This window comes from Actinobacillus genomosp. 2 (genome assembly GCF_029773605.1).
GTDB lineage: Bacteria > Pseudomonadota > Gammaproteobacteria > Enterobacterales > Pasteurellaceae > Actinobacillus.
This window is the reverse complement of record NZ_CP103807.1, coordinates 1,084,333-1,108,710: the sequence shown is the minus strand read 5'-3', so window position 1 is coordinate 1,108,710 and position 24,378 is coordinate 1,084,333. Positions and strand designations below refer to the sequence as shown.

At 39.8% G+C, this 24,378-nt stretch carries 21 protein-coding genes, 1 pseudogene and 1 other annotated feature; of the genes and pseudogenes, 16 read left to right on the top strand and 6 right to left on the bottom strand.

The features are described 5' to 3' along the window. Nucleotides 1-61: 61 nt before the first annotated feature. From NYR60_RS05450 to recN, 6 genes are all read left to right on the top strand, one after another. Entirely contained in the window at nt 62-973 is a 912-nt protein-coding gene (locus tag NYR60_RS05450; RefSeq protein WP_279465975.1) for a D-alanine--D-alanine ligase, read from the top strand. A 140-nt stretch (nt 974-1,113) separates the two neighbouring features. Next, nucleotides 1,114-1,767: a cell division protein FtsQ/DivIB gene (locus NYR60_RS05445; RefSeq protein ID WP_431831753.1), complete on the top strand. Its 654-nt coding sequence runs from the start codon at nt 1,114-1,116 to the stop codon at nt 1,765-1,767. Between the two features lie 25 nt (nt 1,768-1,792). Continuing rightward, nucleotides 1,793-3,067: a cell division protein FtsA gene (ftsA, locus tag NYR60_RS05440; RefSeq protein WP_279465972.1), complete on the top strand. Its 1,275-nt coding sequence runs from the start codon at nt 1,793-1,795 to the stop codon at nt 3,065-3,067. A gap of 38 nt (nt 3,068-3,105) precedes the next feature. Continuing rightward, complete coding sequence (gene ftsZ, locus NYR60_RS05435; protein WP_279465971.1) at nt 3,106-4,320, top strand: cell division protein FtsZ; 1,215 nt, start codon at nt 3,106-3,108, stop codon at nt 4,318-4,320. A gap of 33 nt (nt 4,321-4,353) precedes the next feature. Further along, entirely contained in the window at nt 4,354-5,274 is a 921-nt protein-coding gene (gene lpxC / locus NYR60_RS05430; protein WP_279465970.1) for a UDP-3-O-acyl-N-acetylglucosamine deacetylase, read from the top strand. A gap of 162 nt (nt 5,275-5,436) precedes the next feature. Further along, a complete protein-coding gene (gene recN / locus NYR60_RS05425; protein WP_279465969.1) occupies nt 5,437-7,110 on the top strand; it encodes a DNA repair protein RecN in 1,674 nt (557 codons plus the stop codon). A 91-nt stretch (nt 7,111-7,201) separates the two neighbouring features. On the opposite strand, the gene NYR60_RS05420 is transcribed toward recN, so the two are convergent. The 5 genes and pseudogenes from NYR60_RS05420 to prfC form a co-directional block, all read right to left on the bottom strand. After that, nucleotides 7,202-8,605 (bottom strand): ABC transporter ATP-binding protein, encoded by a 1,404-nt coding sequence (locus NYR60_RS05420; protein WP_279465967.1) that lies wholly within the window; start codon nt 8,603-8,605, stop codon nt 7,202-7,204. Next, nucleotides 8,605-9,389 (bottom strand): annotated as a pseudogene (locus NYR60_RS05415) (ABC transporter permease). The gene NYR60_RS05420 and the pseudogene NYR60_RS05415 overlap by 1 nt, the downstream one beginning before the upstream one ends. Before the next feature lie 2 nt (nt 9,390-9,391). Continuing rightward, nucleotides 9,392-10,339, bottom strand: a complete 948-nt coding sequence (locus NYR60_RS05410) for an ABC transporter permease (protein WP_279465965.1) — start codon at nt 10,337-10,339, stop codon at nt 9,392-9,394. 90 nt (nt 10,340-10,429) lie between these two features. Beyond that, the gene (locus tag NYR60_RS05405) at nt 10,430-12,004 is read right to left on the bottom strand and encodes an ABC transporter substrate-binding protein (protein ID WP_279465963.1); all 1,575 of its coding nucleotides are present in this window, start codon (nt 12,002-12,004) and stop codon (nt 10,430-10,432) included. 216 nt (nt 12,005-12,220) lie between these two features. Next, a complete protein-coding gene (gene prfC, locus NYR60_RS05400; RefSeq protein ID WP_279465961.1) occupies nt 12,221-13,801 on the bottom strand; it encodes a peptide chain release factor 3 in 1,581 nt (526 codons plus the stop codon). 193 nt (nt 13,802-13,994) lie between these two features. On the opposite strand from prfC, the gene NYR60_RS05395 reads away from it, so the two are divergent. The 5 genes from NYR60_RS05395 (at nt 13,995) to NYR60_RS05375 (ending at nt 17,434) form a co-directional block, all read left to right on the top strand. Then, the gene (locus tag NYR60_RS05395) at nt 13,995-14,477 is read left to right on the top strand and encodes a DUF805 domain-containing protein (RefSeq protein WP_279465960.1); all 483 of its coding nucleotides are present in this window, start codon (nt 13,995-13,997) and stop codon (nt 14,475-14,477) included. An 11-nt stretch (nt 14,478-14,488) separates the two neighbouring features. Then, a complete protein-coding gene (locus NYR60_RS05390; RefSeq protein ID WP_279465958.1) occupies nt 14,489-15,004 on the top strand; it encodes a DUF805 domain-containing protein in 516 nt (171 codons plus the stop codon). Between the two features lie 103 nt (nt 15,005-15,107). Continuing rightward, entirely contained in the window at nt 15,108-15,692 is a 585-nt protein-coding gene (gene pth, locus NYR60_RS05385) for an aminoacyl-tRNA hydrolase (RefSeq protein WP_279465957.1), read from the top strand. A 140-nt stretch (nt 15,693-15,832) separates the two neighbouring features. Continuing rightward, nucleotides 15,833-16,924, top strand: coding sequence for a redox-regulated ATPase YchF (ychF, locus tag NYR60_RS05380; protein WP_279465955.1), 1,092 nt, complete (start codon nt 15,833-15,835; stop codon nt 16,922-16,924). Between the two features lie 72 nt (nt 16,925-16,996). After that, nucleotides 16,997-17,434, top strand: a complete 438-nt coding sequence (locus tag NYR60_RS05375) for a methyltransferase family protein (RefSeq protein ID WP_279465954.1) — start codon at nt 16,997-16,999, stop codon at nt 17,432-17,434. Nucleotides 17,435-17,473: 39 nt separating this feature from the next. Here NYR60_RS05375 and nirK read toward each other — a convergent pair whose 3' ends face one another. Continuing rightward, nucleotides 17,474-18,553: a copper-containing nitrite reductase gene (nirK, locus tag NYR60_RS05370; RefSeq protein WP_279465953.1), complete on the bottom strand. Its 1,080-nt coding sequence runs from the start codon at nt 18,551-18,553 to the stop codon at nt 17,474-17,476. Nucleotides 18,554-18,698: 145 nt separating this feature from the next. On the opposite strand from nirK, the gene NYR60_RS05365 reads away from it, so the two are divergent. The 5 genes from NYR60_RS05365 (at nt 18,699) to hisD (ending at nt 24,345) form a co-directional block, all read left to right on the top strand. After that, nucleotides 18,699-19,622, top strand: a complete 924-nt coding sequence (locus NYR60_RS05365) for an aminoimidazole riboside kinase (RefSeq protein ID WP_279465951.1) — start codon at nt 18,699-18,701, stop codon at nt 19,620-19,622. 51 nt (nt 19,623-19,673) lie between these two features. Then, nucleotides 19,674-21,107: a glycoside hydrolase family 32 protein gene (locus tag NYR60_RS05360; protein ID WP_279465950.1), complete on the top strand. Its 1,434-nt coding sequence runs from the start codon at nt 19,674-19,676 to the stop codon at nt 21,105-21,107. 68 nt (nt 21,108-21,175) lie between these two features. Further along, a complete protein-coding gene (locus NYR60_RS05355; protein WP_279465949.1) occupies nt 21,176-22,195 on the top strand; it encodes a LacI family DNA-binding transcriptional regulator in 1,020 nt (339 codons plus the stop codon). A 36-nt stretch (nt 22,196-22,231) separates the two neighbouring features. Beyond that, entirely contained in the window at nt 22,232-22,729 is a 498-nt protein-coding gene (locus NYR60_RS05350; RefSeq protein ID WP_279465948.1) for a thioredoxin family protein, read from the top strand. A 141-nt stretch (nt 22,730-22,870) separates the two neighbouring features. Beyond that, nucleotides 22,871-23,015, top strand: a sequence feature (His leader region). 43 nt (nt 23,016-23,058) lie between these two features. After that, on the top strand, nt 23,059-24,345 hold the full coding sequence (hisD, locus tag NYR60_RS05345) for a histidinol dehydrogenase (RefSeq protein WP_279465947.1): 1,287 nt from the start codon (nt 23,059-23,061) through the stop codon (nt 24,343-24,345). Nucleotides 24,346-24,378: the final 33 nt, after the last annotated feature.

The window sequence follows — 24,378 nt, the reverse complement described above, 5'->3', positions numbered from 1 at the left end:
ACATTTACAAGCGGTCAGTATGGACTCGATATTTCGTGTCCAAAATTAGAAAGGATAAAAGATGAGTATTAAAGACGAAAAAATTGCGGTGTTATTTGGTGGTGTTTCCCAAGAACGTGAAGTTTCGCTAAATTCAGGTGCAGCAGTAACTGAGGCGTTAAAATCGCTTGGTTATAATGTGGAAGGTATTGATACCAAAGATTTTCCGATTGAAAAATTAAAAGAAAAGGGAATCCAACGTGTATTCAATATTTTACACGGTGGTATCGGCGAAAACGGTGTATTACAAGGTGCATTAGAGCAAATGGGCATTCCCTATACCGGTTGTGGCGTAATGGCATCGGCAGTAACCTTAGATAAATTCCGTACCAAATTAATGTGGCAAGCTGTTGGCTTACCAACCGCTGAAATGGTGGTTGTTCGCCGTGGTGAAGCGGTCGATTCCGAACAAATTATTGCAAAATTAGGTTTGCCGGTCTTTGTGAAACCATCAAGCGAAGGTTCAAGTGTCGGCGTAACTAAAGTAAAAACAGTTGAGCAATTATTACCGGCAGTGGAAGAAGCGTTAAAGTTCGATTCTATCGTATTAGTTGAAGCGTTTCTTGCTGGTAACGAATATTCCGTACCGGTGCTGGACGGTCAAGTATTACCGGCGGTACAGGTGATTCCGGAAGGTGAGTTTTATGATTATCATGCCAAATATATTTCGGATAATACTCAATATCTCGTGCCAGCATTAAATGATGAACGCCAAGCAGAGGTAGCCAAATTAGTTAAAGCTGCATATGACGTAGTTGGATGTCGTGGCTGGAGCCGAATTGATGTGATGGAAGATGCAAATGGTCAATTTAACTTAGTTGAAGTGAATACTTGTCCGGGTATGACGAGCCACAGTATTTTTCCGAAATCGGCGGCAACGGTTGGAATCCCATTTGAAAAATTAGTTGAACGTGTATTGGAGTTAAGTGCTTAATGGTTGCAATTCTACGGAAAAAAACGGCTTCGTCCGTCCGTTTTAAACCCTTAAAAGCAAAATCATCGTTAAATCCGTTTAATCGGCTAGTATTAATTAAACCCTTGATTGTGCTATTATGCGTAATCTTTGCGTTTATTGTGTACAGCAATTGGTATAACTGGTTAGATGGATTGGATCGAACACCGATTCGTGCTTATGCACTGACACATAAAACGCGTTTTACAACAAATTCGGATATTCGGGAAACTTTATCGCAAAAGCCTGTTCTAAAAGGATATTTTGGGCAAGATATTCAGGAAATTAAAGCAAGATTATTAGCAATTTCTTGGGTGAAAGATGTGGTAGTGCGTAAACTTTATCCGGATCGTTTAAGTATCACGTTGATAGAACATAATCCGGTGGCGGTTTGGAATGATGTAAACTTCCTATCTGATCGTGGGGTAGTTTTTAGTTTGCCGCCTGAACGGATGGATAAATCGGGTTTGCCGGTATTGTATGGACCGGATACAGAAGGAAAGGCAGTATTAGATGCGTGGAGTAAGATTAGAACAGACTTAAAATCACGTAATTTAGACTTGGCATCTGTTTCGGTCGATAATAGAGGATCATGGACAATTACCTTATCCAATCAGGTTGAGCTTAGATTAGGGCGTGGTGAATGGACGCCTAAAATTGACCGCTTTGTGACGATTTTCCCTGAAATTAACATTCCGGATGGGCAACGATTGGCTTATGTTGATCTGCGTTATGAACATGGTGCCGCCGTTGGCTTTAATCCTCTACCTAAATAAATTTTTGCAAACATAATATAACGATATGACAAAAATAGCAGAATCCAAAATTATTGTCGGTTTAGATATCGGCACTTCTAAAGTTGTCGCTGTAGTTGGCGAAGTATTACCTGATGGGGTAATTAACGTTATGGGGTCGGGCAGTTCTCCGGCTAAAGGCGTTGATCGCGGTGGTGTCATTGATTTAGACGCTGCGGTAAATTCCATTCAACGAGCGATTGAGCAAGCCGAATCAGTATCCGATTGTCAAATTATCGGTGTAACGTTAGCGATTTCAGGTCAACATATTACCGCCTTAAATGAAAGTGGGACTGTGTCTTTATCCGGGACTGTGACGAATGAAGATATTGATGCTGCTATCCATATCGCACGTTCGATTAAATTACCAGACGGTCTAGAAACGTTACATATTATTCCGCAAGAATATAAAGTCGATAGACTACCTGCGACAAAAAATCCGGTAGGATTAGCCGGTATGCGTTTACAAGCACAAGCACATCTTATTGCTTGCCATCAAGATTGGTTACGTAACCTCAAGAATGCAGTAGAGCGTGCGAAATTAAAAGTAGATAAAGTTGTATTTTCGGGACTTGCCTCAAGTTATTCGGTATTAACCGAAGATGAAAAAGAACTTGGCGTTTGCTTGATTGATATCGGTGGCGGAACGATGGACGTATTGGTTTATACCGATGGTGCGTTACGTTTCAGTAAAGTGATTCCGTTTGCCGGTAATAACGTCACGGATTATATCGCACAAGTCTTCACGACTTCTCGTAATGAAGCTGAAAGCATTAAAATTAATTATGGGAGTGCAATTAATCCTCCGACACATAATGCTGATAAAAAAATTGAAGTGGCAGGATTAGGTGGTCGTGTACCGAGAATCTTTACAAAATCACAAGTTTCTACGATTACTTCACAATGTTATAGTGATTTATTAAGAGTGGTAGAAAATGAATTGGTACAATTACGTCACGAATTACTGCAAAAAGGCATAAAACAGGAATTAATTGCAGGTTTTGTGCTTACGGGTGGTGGTTCGCAAATCGAAGATATTGTAGAATGTGCGAGAAATATTTTCGGTTCTCAAGTGAGAGTCGGATATCCGTTAAACATTACAGGATTAACGGATTACGTAAATAAACCACAATATGCAACAGTACTAGGTCTTTTACAATACAGTCATTACAATTTAGATGAGAAAAGTAATGGCGAAATTGTCGATAAAGTGGATACGCTTCTCGACGTTTTAGGTAGAGGTGTGAAGAAAGCTGTTAATTGGGCAAAATCGAGTTTTTAATGGTGTTAACAAGAAAGTTGGCACAAGGGAGATAAAAAATGTTTGAACCTATTTATGAAACAACGCAAGATGCGGTAATTAAAGTAGTCGGCGTTGGTGGCGGTGGCGGTAACGCACTTAACCATATGGTTGATGGTAGCTTAAATGAAGGTGTTGGTGGTGTTGAATTTTTCTCAGTAAATACGGATGCACAAGTATTACGTACAAGTGCAGTACGCCAAACGATTCAAATCGGTGCGAATATCACTAAAGGTTTAGGTGCCGGCGCTAACCCGAATGTAGGTCGTCAAGCAGCGGAAGAAGACCGTGAAGCATTATCTAATATGCTTGCAGGTGCAGATATGGTGTTTATCTCTGCAGGTATGGGAGGCGGTACAGGTACAGGTGCCGCACCAGTGATTGCTGATATTGCAAAATCTCAAGGTTCATTAACAGTTGCGATTGTTACCAAACCGTTCCGTTTTGAAGGTAACAAACGTATGAACTACGCAGAGCAAGGTATCCAAGAGTTATCTAAGCACGTAGATTCATTAATTATCATCCCTAACGATAAATTATTAAAAGTATTACCTAAAAATACTAAAATGATGGACGCTTTTAAAGCGGCAAACGATATTTTACGTAATGCGGTTTTAGGTATTACTGATATGATTACTTCTCCGGGCCTGATTAACGTAGACTTTGCCGACGTGAAAACTGTAATGTCAGAAATGGGGCGTGCAATGATGGGTACCGGTATTGCAGAAGGCGAAGATCGTGCGGAACACGCAGCACACGACGCAGTAGCAAGTCCATTATTAGAAGATGTTGATTTATCTGGTGCAAAAGGTATTTTAGTTAGTATTTCTTCAGGCTTAGATATCGAATTAAATGAAGTAGATGTGATTATGGATTATATCCATAGTTTTGCTGCTCCGGATGCAACTATCGTGTTTGGTACTTCCGTTTATCCGGAAATGGAAGGTAAATTACGTGTAACTTTAGTGGCAACTGGTATTGGTCAAGCGGAAGAATTAACTTTACCAAGAGCAGCGGTTGTTCCTCCACAAGTACAACAACCAGTTCAACAAGGCTATCAACCGCAAGTACAGCAACCTCAACAGCATGGATTTGTACAACAGCAAGGCGGTTATGCTCAGCCGACACAGCAGTTTGGCCAACCACAACATGTTGAACCAAAACCTCAGCAAGTGGATTCAGCTCAAGTATGGTCACCTAACTCAATTCCGGGCTTTATGAGAAACGGTCAATAATGACTGCCCAGATAATGGGATAAGGACAGAATAATGATTAAACAAAGAACGCTAAAACAGGCGACGAAAGTTACGGGTATTGGTCTGCACAGCGGTAAAAAAGTAACGTTAACGTTACGTCCCGCACCGGCAAATACCGGCATTATTTATGCTCGAACAGATTTAGAACCGGCAGTCTATTTTCCGGCAAGTGCGGAATCTATTCGTGATACGCAACTTTGTACGTGTATGATTAATGATGACGGTGTGCGTATTTCAACGGTTGAACACTTAAATGCCGCAATGGCTTCATTAGGTTTAGATAACTTAATCGTTGAAGTGGATGCACTAGAGATTCCAATTATGGACGGTAGTGCAAGCCCATTCATCTATTTATTATTAGATGCTGGTATCGAAGAGCAAGACTCACCGAAAAAATTCATTCGTATTAAAGAAACGGTACGTGTAGAAGAGGGTGATAAATGGGCGGAAATGAAACCTTATAGCAAAGGTTTAAAATTAGATTTCACAATTGATTTTAGCCATCCGATGATCAGCAAAGATGTGCGTAATTTCAAAATGGAATTATCTGCTGAAAACTTTATTCACAAAATTAGTCGTGCAAGAACATTTACTTTTATGAGAGATGTCGAATATCTTCAATCAATCGGTTTAGCATTAGGCGGTAGCCTTGATAATGCGATTGTATTAGATGAATATCGTATTCTGAATGAAGAAGGCTTACGCTATAAAGATGAATTAGTGAAGCATAAAATGTTAGACTCAATCGGCGACTTATTTATGTGCGGCTATAATATCCTTGGTGATTTCAGCGCATATAAATCAGGACATGGTTTAAATAACAAATTATTACGTGCGATCCTTGCTAATGAAAATGCTTGGGAATTTGTAACCTTTGAAGATAAAGAACAAGCTCCGCAAGGCTATCGTATTGGCGAACAAGTCTTTATCTAATAGTAAGATTAATTAGTTTGAAAATCCTCGTTGATGAAAATCAGCGAGGATTTTTTTATGGGTAAGCGGTTGGATTTAGCAAAAATCTTGTAAAAATGCTTTACTGTTTAAAAAAACAGTTTTAGTATATATCTATACAGGATATATTTTTACAGGTGTTTTATGCTCACTCAATTAACAGTTAATAATTTTGCGATTGTGCGTCACTTAACATTAGATCTAAATGAAGGAATGTCCGTGATTACTGGGGAAACCGGTGCTGGTAAATCAATCGCAATTGATGCATTAAGCCTTTGTTTAGGTTATCGCTCCGAAAGTAGTATGATTCGCAATGGGGCGGATAAAGCGGATATTACTGCAACCTTTACTATGCAACCGAGTAGTCCGGCTTATTTATGGTTACAGCAACACGAATTATTAGATGAAGATAATCCTTATGAATGTATTTTACGTCGTATGATTAACCAAGAGGGACGTTCTAAAGCATTTGTGAATAATCGTCCGATTCCTATTTCTCAACTGCGAGAGTTAGGTCAATATCTGATTCATTTGAACGGCCAGCACGCACCACAGCTGTTACTGAAAAGTGAGTATCAGTTGGAGGTATTGGATAACTATGCAGGTATCCATAGCTTGTTGAATGAAATGAGTAGCCAATACCATCGTTGGAAGAAATTACATCAGCAAGTTAAAAATTTTCGCCAACAGTGCCAAGAGAATGAGGCTCGTAAACAGCTATTACAATATCAAGTGGACGAATTGGATGAATTTGCCATTAAGCAAGGTGAATTTGAGGAAATGGAAGAAACGCATAGTCGTTTATCCAATTCGGAAGCTCTGACTGTATTATCCCAAGAAGTTACTGATTTACTTAGCGAAAATGACTTAAATATCGATTCAATGTTATATAAAACGATTCGTCATTTGGAAGATCTTGTCGAGATGGATGCGAGTTATCAATCAGCATTAAATATGCTGAATGAGGCTCTTATCCAAGTGCAGGAGGCCAGTTCTGAAGTGGGCGGTTTAGCCGGAAAAATTGAGCAAGATCCTGATTTATTAAATGAATTAGATATACGGATCAGTAAAACGATTCAATTAGCTCGTAAACATCATGTATTGCCGGAAAATTTATGGCAACATCATTCGCTACTCCAAGATGAATTACAAAAGTTGGTGGATTTTGCCGGTAATGAAGAACAGTTAATGGCAGAGGAACAAGCCGCTTATCAACAATCTATTCAGTTAGCGGAACAAATTTATTTGAAACGGCTTGAGGCAAGTAAAAAATTAGCCGAACAAGTGACGACACAAATTAAACATCTTTCAATGGAAAACGGTGAGTTTTTTATTGATGTACAACACGACGTTAAAAAGTTATCGATTAATGGGGCGGACTTTGTTGAATTTAATCTACGGAGTAATTTAGGGCAACAAGCGCAGCCGTTAGCTAAAATTGCTTCCGGTGGTGAGTTATCACGTATTTCATTAGCGGTACAGGTGTTGACGGCAAATAAATTATCCACACCGACAATTATTTTCGATGAGGTGGATGTAGGGATTAGCGGTCCGACAGCAACAACTGTGGGTAAGCTGTTACGTCAATTAGGTAAGAAATGTCAGGTACTTTGTGTGACACACTTACCGCAGGTAGCAAGTTACGGCAATCATCATTTTAATGTGCAAAAATATGTAGAAAATAATCAAACTGAAACTCAAATGTCGTTGTTAACTCAATCTGAGCGAGTACAAGCCCTAGCAAGATTATTGGGGGGAAGTAAGATTACTGATACAGTACTTGCCAATGCTCAGGAAATGTTGGATCTGGTTGAATAAAAGAGCTAAATAAAAACAAGCGGTTATTTTTCTGGAAATCTTGGTAAGATTTTTCCGTAAAATAACCGCTTGTTCTATAATGTGTGATATTTTAGATAAACTGAGTTAAATCAATCACTTTATCGCAGCTTTTCTCAATTAAATAGGGATCGTGACTGACAATCACTAATGCACATTGACGTTGACGACATTGATTGATTAATAACTCAATCGTTTCTTTTTGTGTAATCGGATCTAAGCGAGAAGTTACTTCATCGGCAAAAAGTAATACCGGTTCAAGTAATAAGGCTCGCAAGATCGCAACCCGTTGTAATTCACCACCTGAAACATTTTCCGCATTACGAGCAAGAATATCTGGGGCAAGTGCCAGTTGTGGTAGTAAGGTTGGAATCTGTGAACGATCTAATTTGTGTTTATTGATCACATCATCTAACAGCGTTTGTAAACTGACAGTCGGGGCAAAGGCTTCCGGTGGATCTTGGTATAGTTTTAGCACCTGATGTTTTTTGTGCTGTTGGCTGTGCCAAATCACTTCACCGGCTTTAGGTTTGAGTAAACCGCATAATACATCGGCGAGCGTACTTTTACCGATACCACTATGTCCAACAATACCTAAAATCTCTCCTTGATGTAAATCGAATGAAAGTTCGCTGAAAAGTGTGCGTTTACCTCGTGCAACACTCAGATTTTTTACTGATACAAGCGGTTGATTTTTTGCAAAATTTTGCGAATTTTCGACCGCTTGCCAATGTTTCGGATCGGCGGAAATCAAGGCTTTGGTGTACGGATGCTGAGGGTTTGTCAGCAAGGTTTCTGCCACACCTTTTTCTAATAATTGCCCTTTTTTCATTACCAAAATTTCACCGCCCAATTGTTCAGCGACTTCAATATCGTGAGTGATTGTGAGTAAACCGCCCTGATTTTGGTAAGCTTGTTTAAGTAGCTGAATGACATTGGCTTTACTTTTCGGATCAAGCCCTTTAGTTGGCTCATCCGCTAATAAAATTTTGCCACCGGCAGCAGTTGCGATAGCAAAAGAAGCTCGTTGAGCCATACCACCGGATAATTGGTGAGGATAAGCAGTTTCCCAGGCTTTTAAGCCTAAATGTTCGAGTGCATTTTTACCTTCATTTTTTGCCGTTTGTTTATCTTTTTTAGCAATAAAGAAGAAACTTTCCCAAAGCTGTTTACCGATCGTCATAATTGGGTCAAGAGAACGGCGGGGTTCTTGCGGCAACATAACCAAGGTTTTACCCCAGAGCAATTCAAGCTGGGTATTTTCGGTTTTGTGATTTTCTACAAAAATGTGACCGCTTGCCTCTAATCCTTCTGGCAAAGCACCCATAATCGCCTGAATCAATAGACTTTTTCCTGAACCAGTTTCACCAAGAATGGTGATATTTTTACCTTGTTCCAAGTTTAAACTGATTGGCTCAACTAAAGTTAAACCCGAAGTAGTTTGTACTCCAACATTTTCAATTCGTAGTAGTGCCATTATTTTACTCTCCCGGATAACAGTTGAAGGCTAAGTACCATTAAAAAGACCGCGATTACCGGCTGCATAAAGATCCAAGGAGCTTCATAGTAGTAAGGGAATAATTCTGTCATCATTAAACCTAATTCAGCTGTAGGCGGACGTAATCCGACATTTACAAACCCAAGCGTAGCCAATGCTAGAATGGCATTACCGAGTGAGAAAGCGCTTAAGGTCACAATCAGCGGTAGTAAACGAGGTAAAAGATGGCGTTTAAAGCTGTAAAATAACCCCATTCCCATTAAACGAGAAGATTCGATTTCAGCACTAGATGCAAGCGTTTGGCTGACTGCTCGAATCACACGGAAAAACTCGACCCACATCACTAACGCAATACCTAAATAAAGCGTCCAAAATGACCCCGGCGATAGTGCTGCAAATAAGAGAATAAGTAATAAGCCAGGAGAGCCATGACTAAATCGCAAATAAAGCTGAATAGTCGGTCAAGCCAACCACCGAAAAAGCCTGCTGAAATCCCGAATAACAGCCCAGCAACTAATGCACAAAATACGCTAAAAAGAGAGAGACCGAATGACAAACGGATTGCTGAGGCAAGGCGAGCAAGCATATCTCGTCCAAGGTGATCTGTACCGAACCAAGCAAGTTCACTCGGTTTAATGAGAATATTGCTCAGGTCTTGGAAACCGATATCCATTGGGTAAAAGTAAGGTTGTAAAAAGGCAAAGGCGAGTAATAAGCCAAGGATAGCTGCCCCTACTTTTTGGCTAAATGTCATTTTTTTCATTATTATTCTCCATGACGTTTGTGAGTAATTCGTGGATCAATCCATGCACTTAGCATATCCGCACACATATTTAATAAGACAAATAAACCGCCCATCACTAGAGAAGTCCCTTGGATCATTGGCACATCTCGAGCAATAATAGAATGTACTAAAGCATGTCCGCTACCTGGCCAAGCAAATAGACTTTCAACGATGACTACGCCTTCAATTAGGTAAACCAACTGTACTGCATGATACGCAATCACCGGAATAGCGATATTACGGATACCGTGACGAGTAAAGGTTTGCCATTTAGACAGACCTTTTAAACGAGCGAATTGGTAATATTCCGATTGTTTTACTTGTAACATTGCAGCACGAGTTACACGAACAGAAACCGCACTTAAACCTAATGCCAAAGTAAAAGCAGGCAAAATAAAATGTTGCCAGCTACCATAGCCGCCGGCAGGTAGCCAGCGTAAGGTTGCGGAAAAGAGTGTAATGAGTCCAATAGCAATAATAAATGCCGGTACGGAACGAAACAGGGTACTGAATACAAGAGTAAAGCGGTCAAAAACACCATTTTCTTTACGAGCAGCAAGAATACCTAATACTGGACCGATGATAATTGCCATCATTAGAGCAATTAGAGCAAGGCTCAAGGTATGTCCAAATTGATGAGATATTTCTCCCCAAACTGAATCGCCGGTCACTAAAGATTTACCTAAATTAAGCTGTAAAAGATCCAGTAACCAATCTCCATAACTTTGCCACCAAGGTTGGTCAAGTCCCAATTCAGTACGTACTAAATCAGCAGCAGCACTATCGGTTTGATCGTAACCGTAACGGCTAGCTGCGATGCGGTAAGCCATATCGCCAGAGAGTTGTCGAGTCAGAATAAAAGTAAGCGTGCCGACAGACCAAACGACTAAAATAATTTGCAGTAAGCGTCTAAAAATAATATTAAGCATATTTCTAACCGTAAATTGATATAAAAAACACGGAAATTTGCCCCAATATTGGTACGGTTTTCCGTGTTTTAACAATTAAATTTGAGAATGTTATTTTGTGAGTTTTTCTAAAAAGAATCTTCTTTCAAACGGATCGAGCGTTACGCCTTTAAACTCATTATGAGTCGCCACATTTTGCTGATAATACACAACCGGAATAATCGGTAATTCATCGTGAATAATTTGGCTAACAGTTTGTTTTAACTGTTTAGCTTTTTGAGGATCTCGTTCTGTTTCAATTTGTGCTAAGGTTTGGGCTAATTGTTCGTTATGCCAATTCATCACACCCCAATCACTACCGCCTTTGGCATAATCTTGCACAATGATGCCGAATGGGTCGATAGTCTTACCATAATTCAGCGCATATAATGCCATTTCTAAACTGCCGTCTTTGTGACCGGCAGGGATTTCACTGAAGTTACCTACCGACACATTTACATCAATCCCAATTTGTCTCCATTGTGCTTGTAAAATCGTAGCGATAATTGGCAATTCCGGACGATCCGAGAAGGTTCTTAAGGTAAAGCTAAACGGCTTACCTGCTTTATCGGTTAATTTTCCTTCATGATTAAATTGATAACCGGCAGCGGTCAAATTTTGTTTGATTTTTGCCACATCAATATCGACATCTTTACTCTCTACACGCCAATCGGCAAAAGCCTTAGGTAAAATTTGATCGGCAACGCCGTCTTCAATTTTTAAAACTTGCTCGGCAATCGCTTTACGATTAATCGCTTGCGAAAGTGCTTGGCGGATTACCAAATCATTAAAAAACGGTTTAGCCACATCCATTTTCATTTGAATCGTACGGGCGATAGAACCGCTAGTTAAGGTTAAATTCGGATCGGTTTTTAAACGATCTGTACTGGCGGCATCTAAATTAAACACTAGTGAAGTTTCATCACTTTGTGCCATTAACACACGAGTTTCGCTACGGCTACTAGCTAAGTAATTTGCGTGAAGAACCTGTGGCTTTTCTCCCCAATATTGTTCAAAACGTACGGCTTCAATTTTTTGCGGAGCTTCCACTTTTGTCGCTTTAAAAGCACCGGTACCAATCAGTCTTACCACTTCATTTTTTTCATTAAAGGCTTCGTTTGCCAAAATAATGGTTGAATAGTGTGTTAAAAATGATGGAAACGGCACAAATGGTTTTGTGAGTTTGAATTTCACTTGATTCGCATTTAGCGCACTAATTTCTTGAATAAACGCTTTTTGTAAAATGCTTGGATGTGCCATTAAGAGCGTTAGGTTTTTTACGACAGTTTGTGCAGTAACTTTCTCCCCATTATGAAAAACGGCATCACGTAATGTAAAAGTCCATTCGGTTGCGTCATTATTACTTTGCCATTCTGTTGCTAACCCTGGAGCTAATTCACCTTTTTCATTTGCTTCAACCAAGGTCTCCGCTAAGTTCATACGTTGGAAAATTATGCCGGATTGAGTAGGGTGTAAACTGTTTAATTCCCAAGGTGCTACTACAGTTACTTGCGTTAATTCATCCTTTTGCGGATTTTGAGCTGTTGTTGACTGATTATTGGTCTGGTTGTTTTGTGTAACGGATTTATCATCACAAGCTACAGTAAATAATGTGGTTGCAAGTAATGGAAGTAACCATTTTTTCATCTAAATTTCCTTTATTTTTAGTCAAGTATTTTGTAATGCTGGCAATTTTAGCATAAAACCATAAAAAAATAATATATATTAATCTATAAAATCAATAAAAAAATCATGGATAAAAAATTAAGAATAGATTAATAAGGAAATATCAGAATGGAATAGATAAAAAAGCGGTTATTTTGCAAAATTTTTCTACAAAATAACCGCTTTTTTTAATATAGATTAATGTTCACGAGTTTTGAAGAACTCAACATCTGGGTAACGCTCTTGTGCCAGATTTAAGTTCACCATAGTTGGGGCAATATAAGTCAAGTTATCACCGCCGTCTAATGCAAGGTTTTGTTCGTTTTTGCGTTTAAATTCTTCAAATTTCTTCGCATCACCACACTCAACCCAGCGAGCGGTTGCCACGTTTACCGCTTCATAAATCGCTTCCACGTTATATTCGGTTTTCAGACGAGAAACGACCACGTCAAACTGAAGTACACCGACCGCACCGACAATCAAGTCATTGTTCATTAGTGGGCGAAACACCTGTACCGCACCTTCTTCCGAAAGCTGCACTAAGCCTTTCAGCAATTGTTTTTGCTTAAGTGGATCTTTCAAACGAATACGGCGGAACAGTTCCGGTGCGAAGTTAGGAATCCCGGTAAATTTCATTACTTCACCTTGAGTGAAGGTGTCGCCGATTTGGATTGTGCCGTGGTTATGTAAACCGATAATATCGCCGGCATAGGCTTCTTCAGCGTGTGAACGATCGCCTGCCATAAAAGTTAACGCATCAGAAATCACGACATCTTTGCCGATACGTACGTGTTTGAGCTTCATCCCTTTTTCGTATTTGCCTGACACAACGCGCATAAATGCCACTCGGTCACGGTGTTTCGGATCCATATTCGCTTGGATCTTAAATACGAAACCTGAGAATTTTTCTTCACTTGATTCTACCGTACGCACATCGGTTTGACGTGCTTGCGGTTTTGGTGCCCATTCGGTTAACCCATCTAGGAAATGATCCACACCGAAATTACCTAATGCTGTACCGAAAAATACCGGTGTTAATTCGCCGTTGATAAAGGCTTCGTGATCAAATTCGTTTGATGCACCTTGTACCAATTCTAATTCTTCACGTAACTGGTTCGCTAAATCATCGCCGACTGCAGCATCAAGTTCAGGGCTGTTTAAGCCTTTTACGATACGCACTTCTTGAATGGTTGAGCCTTGACCTGATTGATATAGATAGGTTTCGTCTTTCGCAATATGATATACGCCTTTAAATAATTTACCGCAACCAATCGGCCATGTGATTGGTGCGCAACGGATTTTTAGGACGCTTTCAACCTCATCTAATAACTCCATCGGATCACGAATATCACGGTCGAGTTTATTCATAAAGGTTAAAATCGGTGTATCACGCAGACGAGTCACTTCCATTAATTTGATCGTACGTTCCTCAACACCTTTTGCGCTGTCGATAACCATTAAGCAGCTATCTACTGCGGTGAGTGTACGATATGTATCTTCAGAGAAGTCTTCGTGTCCGGGCGTATCTAATAAATTTACTAAGCAATCATTGTAAGGAAATTGCATAACAGACGTAGTAATGGAGATACCACGTTGTTTTTCCATTTCCATCCAGTCGGATTTTGCGTGCGCACTTGAGCCTTTGCCCTTTACTGAGCCGGCTGTTTGAATAGCATTTCCGTAAAGTAAAACTTTTTCGGTAATCGTAGTTTTACCCGCATCGGGGTGAGAAATAATCGCAAAGGTGCGACGCTTATTAACTTCTTGTGGATATGACATATTTTTCTCTAAGCTTAAAAATGAAAAAGGATGGACAAGCCACCTTAAAAATATGTTCTATTTTCGCTGATTTATGCGTTGAGGACAACCTAACCGGGCAAATTTCTTAAAATTGAATGACAAGCGGTTCTATTTACTGCAAAATTTAGCAAAAACAAATAATTATTATTTAATTTTTATAAAGGAGAAGCCAATGGATTGGTTTATATATGTATTACGTAATACATTTAATTATCAAGGGAGGGCAAAACGTGCCGAATTTATTTGGTTTATTGCTGTTTATGAATTAAGTAGCTGGTTTCTACTTCTGATGACAAAAGTGACATTTGCGTTACGATTACCGCAATTATCTTATAGTATAAACGCTCTAAATGATATTTTAGATCTGTTGTTTTTATTGCCAATGTTGAGCGTAACGATAAGGCGTTTACACGATTTAGGTTATTCCGGTTGGTGGCAGATGCCTTTGATGATGATAAACATGCTGGGGCTTATTCTTATTTATTTACCTCATGATCTTTCGTCTATAATACTCAATCATAGTGTAGCTAGAATGGGGATGTTTCTCTGTTTGATTATATATATTTGTCAGATATGCTATTTAATGACTAAAAAAGGGCAACCGTTTATAAATCGATATGGAAAACCTTACACGGAAATAAATCACAATAAATAAAAGGAGAATTTATGTATTGGTTTGTATATACCTTAAAAAACAGTTTAAATTTTAAGGGGCGAGCAAGACGTAGGGAATACGCTTGGTTTTACTTAGTAAATCTTATTATTAGTTTCATTATCGGTATTTTAGCCGGCGTGGCTATTTCTTTAGGCTTGGAAAATATTGCAGACGGATTTGATATTTTGTTTACAATTTATCAAATTCTTATTCTTCTGACTGCGACCAGTTTAACCACTCGCCGTTTACATGATTTAGGTTGGTCCGGTTGGTGGCAATTAGGACTTTACCTCCTAACGATCTTACTCGTTTTAGTGAGTATTTTTGCTTTGGATCAGGATATGAGTGGTGCGATAACAGTGGGGGAATGGGCTGTTTATATTGCTACACTTATAATGTTACTCGTCATTGTGGTGTTTAGTTTATTGCTGTTATGTAAAGACGGACAACGTTTTGCGAATCAATACGGCGAAGATCCGAAAGCGGTTAAAAAGAGTAATGAAGTCACAAATTCCTTAACCGTATAAAATCGGTTAAAAAAGGCATTTTCCTTGTAGAAAATGCCCTTTTTGCCTACAATAACGACTTTTCATTTTAGGGCTTTTCCCTGTTAATCAAATAGGACAGAGAATGTCACACATTAAACTTATCGTAGGATTAGCCAATCCAGGGACGAAATACGAAGATACTCGTCACAATGCCGGTGAATGGCTAATTAATGAAATTGCCCGTCAATTTAATGTCAGTTTAAAAGAAGAAGCGAAATTCTTTGGTAAAGTGGCAAAAATTAATGCCGCAAGCGGTGAAGTTCGTTTACTTGTACCAACGACCTTTATGAATTTAAGCGGTAAAGCGGTCGGGGCTTTAGCGAATTTCTATCGAATTAAACCGGAAGAAATTTTAGTCGCTCATGATGAATTGGATTTACCGCCAGGTGTCGCGAAAATTAAACAAGGCGGTGGTCATGGTGGTCATAATGGTTTAAAAGATATTATTGCCAGCCTTGGTAACAGTAATAATTTTTACCGTGTGCGTATTGGTATCGGGCATCCGGGTAGTAAAGAATTGGTTGCCGGTTATGTATTAGGTAAACCAAGCCCGCAGGATCAAGAAAAAATTAATGCGGCGGTGGATGAAGCTGGTCGCTGTGTAGATGTTCTATTTAAAGACGGTGTGACGAAAGCAACCAATCGTCTTAACAGCTTTAAAGCATAATATTATTTGTCACAGAAGAATACTCGATGGCATAAACAAGTGGTTATTTTCTTTTAGAAATTTGCAAATTTTTAGCAAAATCAGACCGCTTGTCATTTTCAATATTCTTCTGTGTATTCCGTGAAAATTAAGAGGAAATTATGGGATTTAAATGTGGTATCGTGGGTTTACCGAACGTAGGTAAATCAACTCTTTTCAATGCGTTAACCAAAGCGGGTATTGAAGCGGCTAACTATCCGTTCTGTACGATCGAACCGAATACCGGTGTTGTACCAATGCCGGATCCGCGTTTAGACGCATTAGCGGAAATCGTGAAACCTGAGCGTGTATTGCCAACCACGATGGAATTTGTGGATATTGCCGGTTTAGTTGCCGGTGCAAGTAAAGGTGAAGGTTTAGGCAATAAATTCTTAGCCAATATTCGTGAAACGGATGCTATCGGTCACGTAGTGCGTTGTTTTGAAAATGACGATATCGTACACGTTGCCGGTAAGATTGATCCTGCGGATGATATTGAAATCATCAATACCGAACTTGCATTAGCGGATTTAGACAGCTGCGAACGTGCGATTCAACGTTTACAAAAACGTGCGAAAGGCGGCGATAAAGAGGCAAAATTTGAATTATCGATTATGGAAAAAATCTTACCGGTGCTTGAAAATGCCGGTATGATTCGTTCGGTTGATTTAGATAAAGATGAATTACACGCAATCAAAGGTTATAACTTCTTAACCTTAAAACCGACCATGTACATTGCGAACGTGAATGAAGACGGTTTTGAAAATAATCCATATTTAGATCGTGTACGTGAAATCGCTGAAAAAGAAGGAGCAGTAGTTGTGCCGGTATGCGCTGCGATTGAATCGGAAATTGCTGAATTAGATGACGAAGAAAAAGTCGAGTTTTTACAAGACTTAGGTATTGAAGAGCCGGGCTTAAATCGTGTAATTCGTGCCGGTTACCGTTTATTAAACTTACAAACTTACTTTACCGCTGGTGTAAAAGAAGTACGTGCTTGGACCGTTTCTGTCGGTGCAACTGCACCAAAAGCGGCGGCGGTTATTCATACCGACTTTGAAAAAGGCTTTATTCGTGCGGAAGTGATCGCCTATGATGATTTTATTCAGTTTAAAGGCGAAAACGGTGCGAAAGATGCCGGTAAATGGCGTTTAGAAGGTAAAGATTATATCGTACAAGATGGCGATGTAATGCACTTCCGCTTTAACGTGTAATTTGCCAAAAATTATGTAAATTTGACCGCTTGTGACATATCGCAAGCGGTTATTTTTTAATGGAAATTGACGATGGAACTTAAAATTCCTCCTCCTTTGTTATTTGCTATTGCCTCATTATTCATTTATTTACTACCGCATAGCAGTATTTATTTTATCCCTAAATTTTTGAGTTATATTTTGCTATTACTTGCCTTTCTTATTGGTGGAATGAGTGTTTATACTTTTTGGCAAGTTAAAACCACATTAACGCCGTTAGATCCGAAGCAAACCTCTCAATTAGTGGTTAAAGGCATTTATCGTGTGAGTCGCAATCCGATGTATCTTTCCTTAGTGTTACTATTATCCGCTTTGACAATTTGGTTACCCAGTTATGGGGGCCTTCTGATTATTATCGGGTTTATACTTTATTTAAACCGCTTCCAAATTATGCCGGAAGAACGAGCGTTAACTGAAAAATTCGGGCAAGATTTTGTTAGTTATCAAGATAAAGTCCGTAGATGGTTATAAAATAAAAAACTGAGTGGGTTTATTGTTATTTGGATACAATTAATGGACATATCCGGCATCAATATCTGCATCCGGATTAATCTTGTCGTATTTCTGTTCTTTGGTTTTACCGGTATAAATTTCCGGATTTTCCGCTCCTTCGACAATTAACTTGCCTTTTGCCCCTTTATCGGTTCTAAAAATACTATGATCAATAAAGGTATATTCGCCCGGTACTTTCATTTCCATTTCAACTACGCTGACGCCACCAGCCGGAATCAGTGTGGTTTGCACGTGATGATTTTTAAGTGAACCGCCTTCAACATAGACCGTATCAAAAGGCTTACCGATTAAATGGAACGAAGAAATTTTATTTGGTCCGGCATTGCCGACAAACATACGCACTTTTTCGCCAACTTTGGCTTTTAAGGCATTTTCTCCCATAGTTGAGCCGACTTTACCATTAAATACAACATAATCAGGTAATTCATAACTCGCTTTTGTCATATCGAAAATTTTCAGATCGGGATTAGTCCCCTCTTTTACATAAAATTCGTTTTGCATTAAATAAAATTCTCTATCGACTTTCGGTAATCCCTCTTTAGGTTCAACCAACATTAAACCGAACATCCCTTTGCCTAAATGCACCGAAACCGGATCCGCACCGCAATGGTATAAATATAATCCCGGCGACATCGCTCGAAAGGCAAATGTGGTTTGTTTACCGATTTCGGTTAAACTCGCTTTCGCACCACCGTCCGGTGCGGCGGCAGAGTGAAAATCAACCGCATGTGCCATTTTGCCGTTTGCCGGATTGGACACTTGTACTTCTACCATATCGCCCTCACGAACACGAATAAAAGGTGCCGGTGTTGAACCGTTGAATGTCCAATATTTAAATTTGACTCCTTTTTCAATTTCCATCACTTTTTCTAGTGTTTCTAATTTCACTACCACTTTTGCCGGTGTATTACGTGCTAATGGCTTAGGAACATTCGGTGCAACGGTTAATTCTGCCTCAATAGTTGGTAGATTTTTAACTGGAATTAAATTTGGATTTTCAGCTATCGTTTGTTCTGCCATTAGGGGAGTGCTCGCTAAAAATGTTGCCAAGCAGAGGGTAATAAGTGACTTTTTCATTGTTAATTCCTTTATGTGTGAAACCTTCATTTAAATTATAATGACTAACATCAGTAAGCGGTAGAATTTGAAATAGTTTTTGCAAAACTAAACCGTTTTAGCTAAGATAAATTAACTATTTTTGACTATTAAAGAGAACATAATTATGTGTAAGATTTGGGTTACCGGCGATGCGGTGGTAGATTTAATTCCGGACGGTGAAAACCACTATTTAAAATGTGCGGGCGGTGCGCCGGCAAACGTTGCGGTAGGGGTTTCACGTTTAGGCGTAGAAGCTGGTTTTATTGGTCGAGTAGGTTTAGATCCGCTTGGCAAATTTATGCAGCAAACGCTTAATGCGGAAAAAGTTTCGACAGAACATATGATCCTCGATCCAAAACAACGTACTTCTACGGTAATTGTTGGTTTAGATGACGGTGAACGCAGCTTTACCTTTATGGTGAATCCAAGTGCAGATCAATTCCTTGAAGTGAGTGATTTACCAACCTTCCAAAAAGGCGATTTCCTACATTGCTGTTCTATCGCATTAATTAACGATCCGTCACGTTCTACCACGATTGAAGCGATTAGACGTGTAAAAGAAGCGGGTGGTTTTTTCTCATTTGACCCGAATTTACGTGAATCACTTTGGACAAGTCTTGATGAGATGAAACAAGTGGTAAATAGCGTGGTAGCGATGGCAGATGTACTTAAATTCTCTGAAGAAGAATTAACGCTATTAACCAATACCACTACACTTGAACAAGCGACTCAAGTGATTACCGCACAATATCCGGAGAAATTAATCATTATTACTTTAGGTAAAGACGGTGCGATTTATCACTTAAACGGTAACAGCCAAGTGGTTGCAGGCAAAGCGTTAAAACCGGTTGATACCACCGGTGCCGGCGATGCGTTTGTAAGCGGTTTACTTGCTGGTTTATCACAAGTTGCGGACTGGAAAGACGAAAGCGTATTAGTGGATGTTATTCGTAAAGCAAACGCTTCAGGTGCTTTAGCGACAACAGCAAAAGGTGCGATGTCAGCATTACCAAACAAAGCAGAGCTAGAAGCATTTTTAGCACAATAATCACAATAAGCGGTGAAATTTCACCGCTTTTTTGCAATTTAGGATTTTACTATGCACATTTTCAATAACGGCAAATACAAAAGTCTTCACGCAGCAGAACAAGGCGAATTAGCTACAATCCGCCAAACCGTGCTTTCCGATAAGGATTTCTATCCGACCTACCATTTAGCGCCACAAACCGGTTTATTTAACGATCCGAACGGTTTAATTTTTGACGGTGAGAAATACCATATCTTCGCACAATGGTTCCCTTATGATGCCTTGCATGGAATGAAACACTGGGAACATTTTATTACCCGTGATTTCCAAACTTTTGAAAAATCCGACCGCTTGATCCCTGATGAAATGTTTGAATCACACGGTTGCTATTCAGGCGGTGCAATTATGTGGCAAGACAAAATCGTAGCGTTTTACACCGGTAATACTCGCCGTGCGAGCGATAACCAACGTGTTCCGCACCAAAACATTGCGATTTTTGATAAATCGGGCAAATTATTGGAAAAACGTTGCATTATCGACCAAGCACCGGCTGGCTATACCGAGCACGTTCGTGATCCTAAACCGTTTATTAGCGCAGAAGGTAAAATTCGCTTTGTGCTTGGTGCGCAACGTGAGAACCTTACCGGAACGTGCTTAGTGTATGAAATGGACGATCTCGATAGCACACCTCGTTTAATCTCCGAATTAGCGGTAAAAGACTTTGATAACAGCCATGTGTTTATGTGGGAATGTCCGGATCTGTTCCAACTTGGCGGTAAAGATGTGTTTGTTTGGTCGCCACAAGGCAAATTACGTGAAGCACACCGCTTCCAAAATAATTATCATGCGACCTATGCGTTAGGTAAATTAGAGGGTAATAGCTTAATTGCCGAGCATATTGAAGAGCTAGACTACGGTTTTGATTTCTATGCGCCGCAATCGGTACAAAACTCTGATCGCATCGTCTTCGGTTGGGTCGGCTTACCGGATTTAACTTACCCGACCGATAAATATAAATGGCATTCAACCTTAAGCCTGCCACGCCAAATGAAAGTCACAAACGGTAAAATTCAGCAAACACCAATCGTTCAACTCGCAGCAAAACAAGCGGTCGAAATTGACCAAAAAATTACAATCGACAATCTTGATACGGCTTATTTGCAAATTTCTGTCGAAAATCAACCGCTTGCATTAAATTTCTTTAGCAATGATAACGGACAAACACTAGGTTTACGTTATGAGAACGGTTTATTAACGCTAGATCGCAGTGCAACGGAGCAAACTGAATTAATGGAAAAATTTGGTAGCCTGCGTCATTGCCAAGTTGATAAACTCGACAGCTTAGAGATTTTCTTTGACCGTTCAGTGGTAGAAATTTTCATCAATAGCGGAGAAAAAGTGATGACATCACGATTCTTTATTGCAAATCGAATCAATCTGTTAGAAACTTCTCGTCCGTTAACAGTACAAATTGCCCAAGTACAGGCGATTCAAATCCAAAATTAAAATAATAAGGCACAAGTAAAACTTGTGCCGTTTTACCTCCATACGAAAATTATTTTTAAGGAAAAACCGTGGAATCAAAACCTAAAAAACGTCTAACGCTCAATGATATTGCCGCACTCAGTGGGGTATCAAAAACGACTGCAAGTATGATTCTTAACGGTAAAAGTGATGATTTTCGTATCAAGCCTGAAACTCGCCAAAAAGTGCAAGCGATTGCCGAGCAATACGGCTATCGTGCTAATGTTTATGCCAAAGCATTACAAGCACAACGCTCTAACGTTATTGGTTTGGTGATTCCGGATCTCACCAATTACGGCTTTGCATCCACCGCTCGCAATCTTGAAAAGCTATGCCGTGAAAACGGTTTACAGCTTGTAATTGCCTGTTCCGATGATAATCCGCAACAAGAAAAACTGGTAATAGAACGCTTATTGGATCGTCAGGTTGATTTGCTGATTACCGCACCAACTCACCAAGATCCGAACTATTATCAAAAAATCATTCGTCATACACCGGTCTTGCATATCGACCGCCATATCCCTAATTTGGAACTAAATTACATAATCAGTGATGACACGCCAAGTGTGGCGAAACTGGTGGAAAATATCGTACGAGCTTATCAACCGAAAGAATTTTTCTATTTAGGCGGACAACTTTCACTTTCGCCGAGTGCTTCTCGTTTGGAAGGTTTTTACGAAGGTTTAGAGCAATCACGTTTAGCGGTACAAAGCGATTGGATTTTGCATAAAGATTACCAACCGGAATCAGGTTACCAAATGCTAGCTGAAGTGGTTGAGCGTTTAGGGCGTTTACCGGAAGCCGTTTTTACCGCTTCTTATACGATTTTAGAAGGGGTATTGCGTTATTTGACCGAACATAAACAAATGGAAAAATTACTTAATCGTGAGTTACATTTAGCGACTTTTGATGATCATCATTTATTAGACGCATTACCGTTTCATATTCATTCGATTGCACAAGATCACGAACAGATTGCGTTAAGAACATTCCAACTTGTATGTGAGAAGCTACAACGTAAAGCGATTGGTAATGCCAAAGTTGATTGTGAAATTATTTGGCGACACTAAAACAAATATAGTTACGTTTACTTAAAAGGATATCCTATGGCACATTTTTATGAATATTTAGAATTTAGTAGTGACGAAGACCGTGAAAATCAGCTTGAGGTTTACGTTGATGTCAAACTTGAAGCAGAAACTGAGGAAAAACTTAAAGCACTCGGCGTACAGGGCGATTGGTTAGTAATGGCAGAGCCTTATTGCCCGGATTGTGTCGAAATCGTGGCTTACTTCCAACGTATGACGAAGCTCAATCCGAATATCAACGTGAAATACGTTTCACGTAAAGATAACAAAGAGCGTAAGCATTTTGATAGTGATGAGCAACAACAAGCGGTCATTTCCGCACAGAAAATTCCAAGCATCTTTGATATTCGTAACGGCAAAACTGAATTAGTTTTATGTGAGTTTCCGCAATTCTTAAAACAGAAGATGGAAGCGGAACCGGAAAAATTTGACGAACTGAAAGCTGATTTTCGTATGGGTAAATTCGGTAAACAAGTTGAAGCAGAATTGTTGGCTATTTTAACCAAAAATGCTTAATAAAGCTGATACGAAAACGATTGCATAATATTTTCATTTTTTCGCAAAAACAGCTTGCAATCTATAAATTTTGAGCGTATTTTGAAAAGCAATTCAAACAATTTATATTGAGAAACCTATTATGAACTTTATCCGTACTCATCATCACCATCATTCAACCTGATATCTTTCGGGCATTTGAATGTGGTCGGAAGATAGCAAATCTTCCGAGTACGTATAAATCGCAATCGCATACAGCAGCAAAATACATAACCTCTCGGAAGGCAACTTCCGAGAGGTTTTTTTATACTTAAAATTCACATCTTATACAGGAATAAAAGGAAAATAAAATGCAAACCCTAATCTGGAAAAACTTAACCGAACAACAATGCCAAGCAGCATTGACTCGTCCTGCAATCAGCTCTGCGTTCAATATTCAACAAGCAGTCGATTCTATTCGTGAAAATGTTTTGGCAAATGGAGATAAGGCTTTGTTTGAGCTTTCGGAAAAATTTGACAAAGTGAAATTAGATAATCTTGTTATTTCAAAAGCACAGATTCAAGCAGCAAGCGATCGTTTATCAGATGAGCTAAAACAAGCAATCCAAAATGCCAAAGCAAATATCGAAAAATTTCACACAGCTCAAATTCCACAGCCGGTTGACATCGAAACTCAAGCTGGTGTGCGTTGCCAAGTGCTAACTCGCCCGATTAATCGTGTCGGTTTATATATTCCGGGCGGATCTGCACCGTTATTTTCTACTGTATTAATGTTAGCGATTCCGGCAAAAATTGCCGGTTGTAAAAAAGTGGTACTTTGTTCACCGCCACCAATTGCCGATGCGATTTTATATGCTGCGAATTTATGTGGTGTGGAAACCATTTACCAAGTGGGCGGTTCTCAGGCGATTGTGGCAATGGCTTACGGTACAGAAACGGTGGCGAAAGTGGATAAAATTTTCGGGCCGGGCAACAGTTTTGTTACCGAAGCCAAACGCCAAGTGTCGCAAAGCGTAAATGGGGCGGCGATTGATATGCAGGCAGGACCTTCGGAAGTATTGGTGCTTGCCGATGAATTTGCTGATCCCGATTTTGTGGCAAGCGACTTACTTTCCCAAGCGGAACACGGGGCGGATAGCCAAGTGATTTTGGTTACTCCAAGCGAAACCTTAGCAAAACAGACCGCACTTGCCATTGAACGCCAACTTGCAACATTGCCGAGAAAAGAAACCGCTTGTAAAGCCTTAGAACATAGCCGAATTTTCATCGCCGAAAGCCTCGAACAAGCGGTCGAAATCAGCAACGAATATGCACCGGAACATTTAGTAGTTCAAGTGGAAAATGCCCGTTCTCTACTCGATAGACTCGACAACGCAGGTTCGATTTTCTTGGGGGCATATTCCCCTGAAAGTATGGGAGATTACGCCAGTGGCACAAACCACGTGCTACCAACCTACGGCTACACCCATACCACATCAAGCTTAGGTTTAGCCGATTTCAGCAAACGCATGACCGTACAAGAACTCACGCCACAGGGCTTTAAAGATCTTGCCAAAACGGTGGAAGTAATGGCAGCAGCCGAACAGTTGGAGGCTCATAAACAGGCGGTTTCGATTCGATTGGCGAAGATTGCCTAGCCCCACGTACTAACGTGCGTGGTTACGTATAAT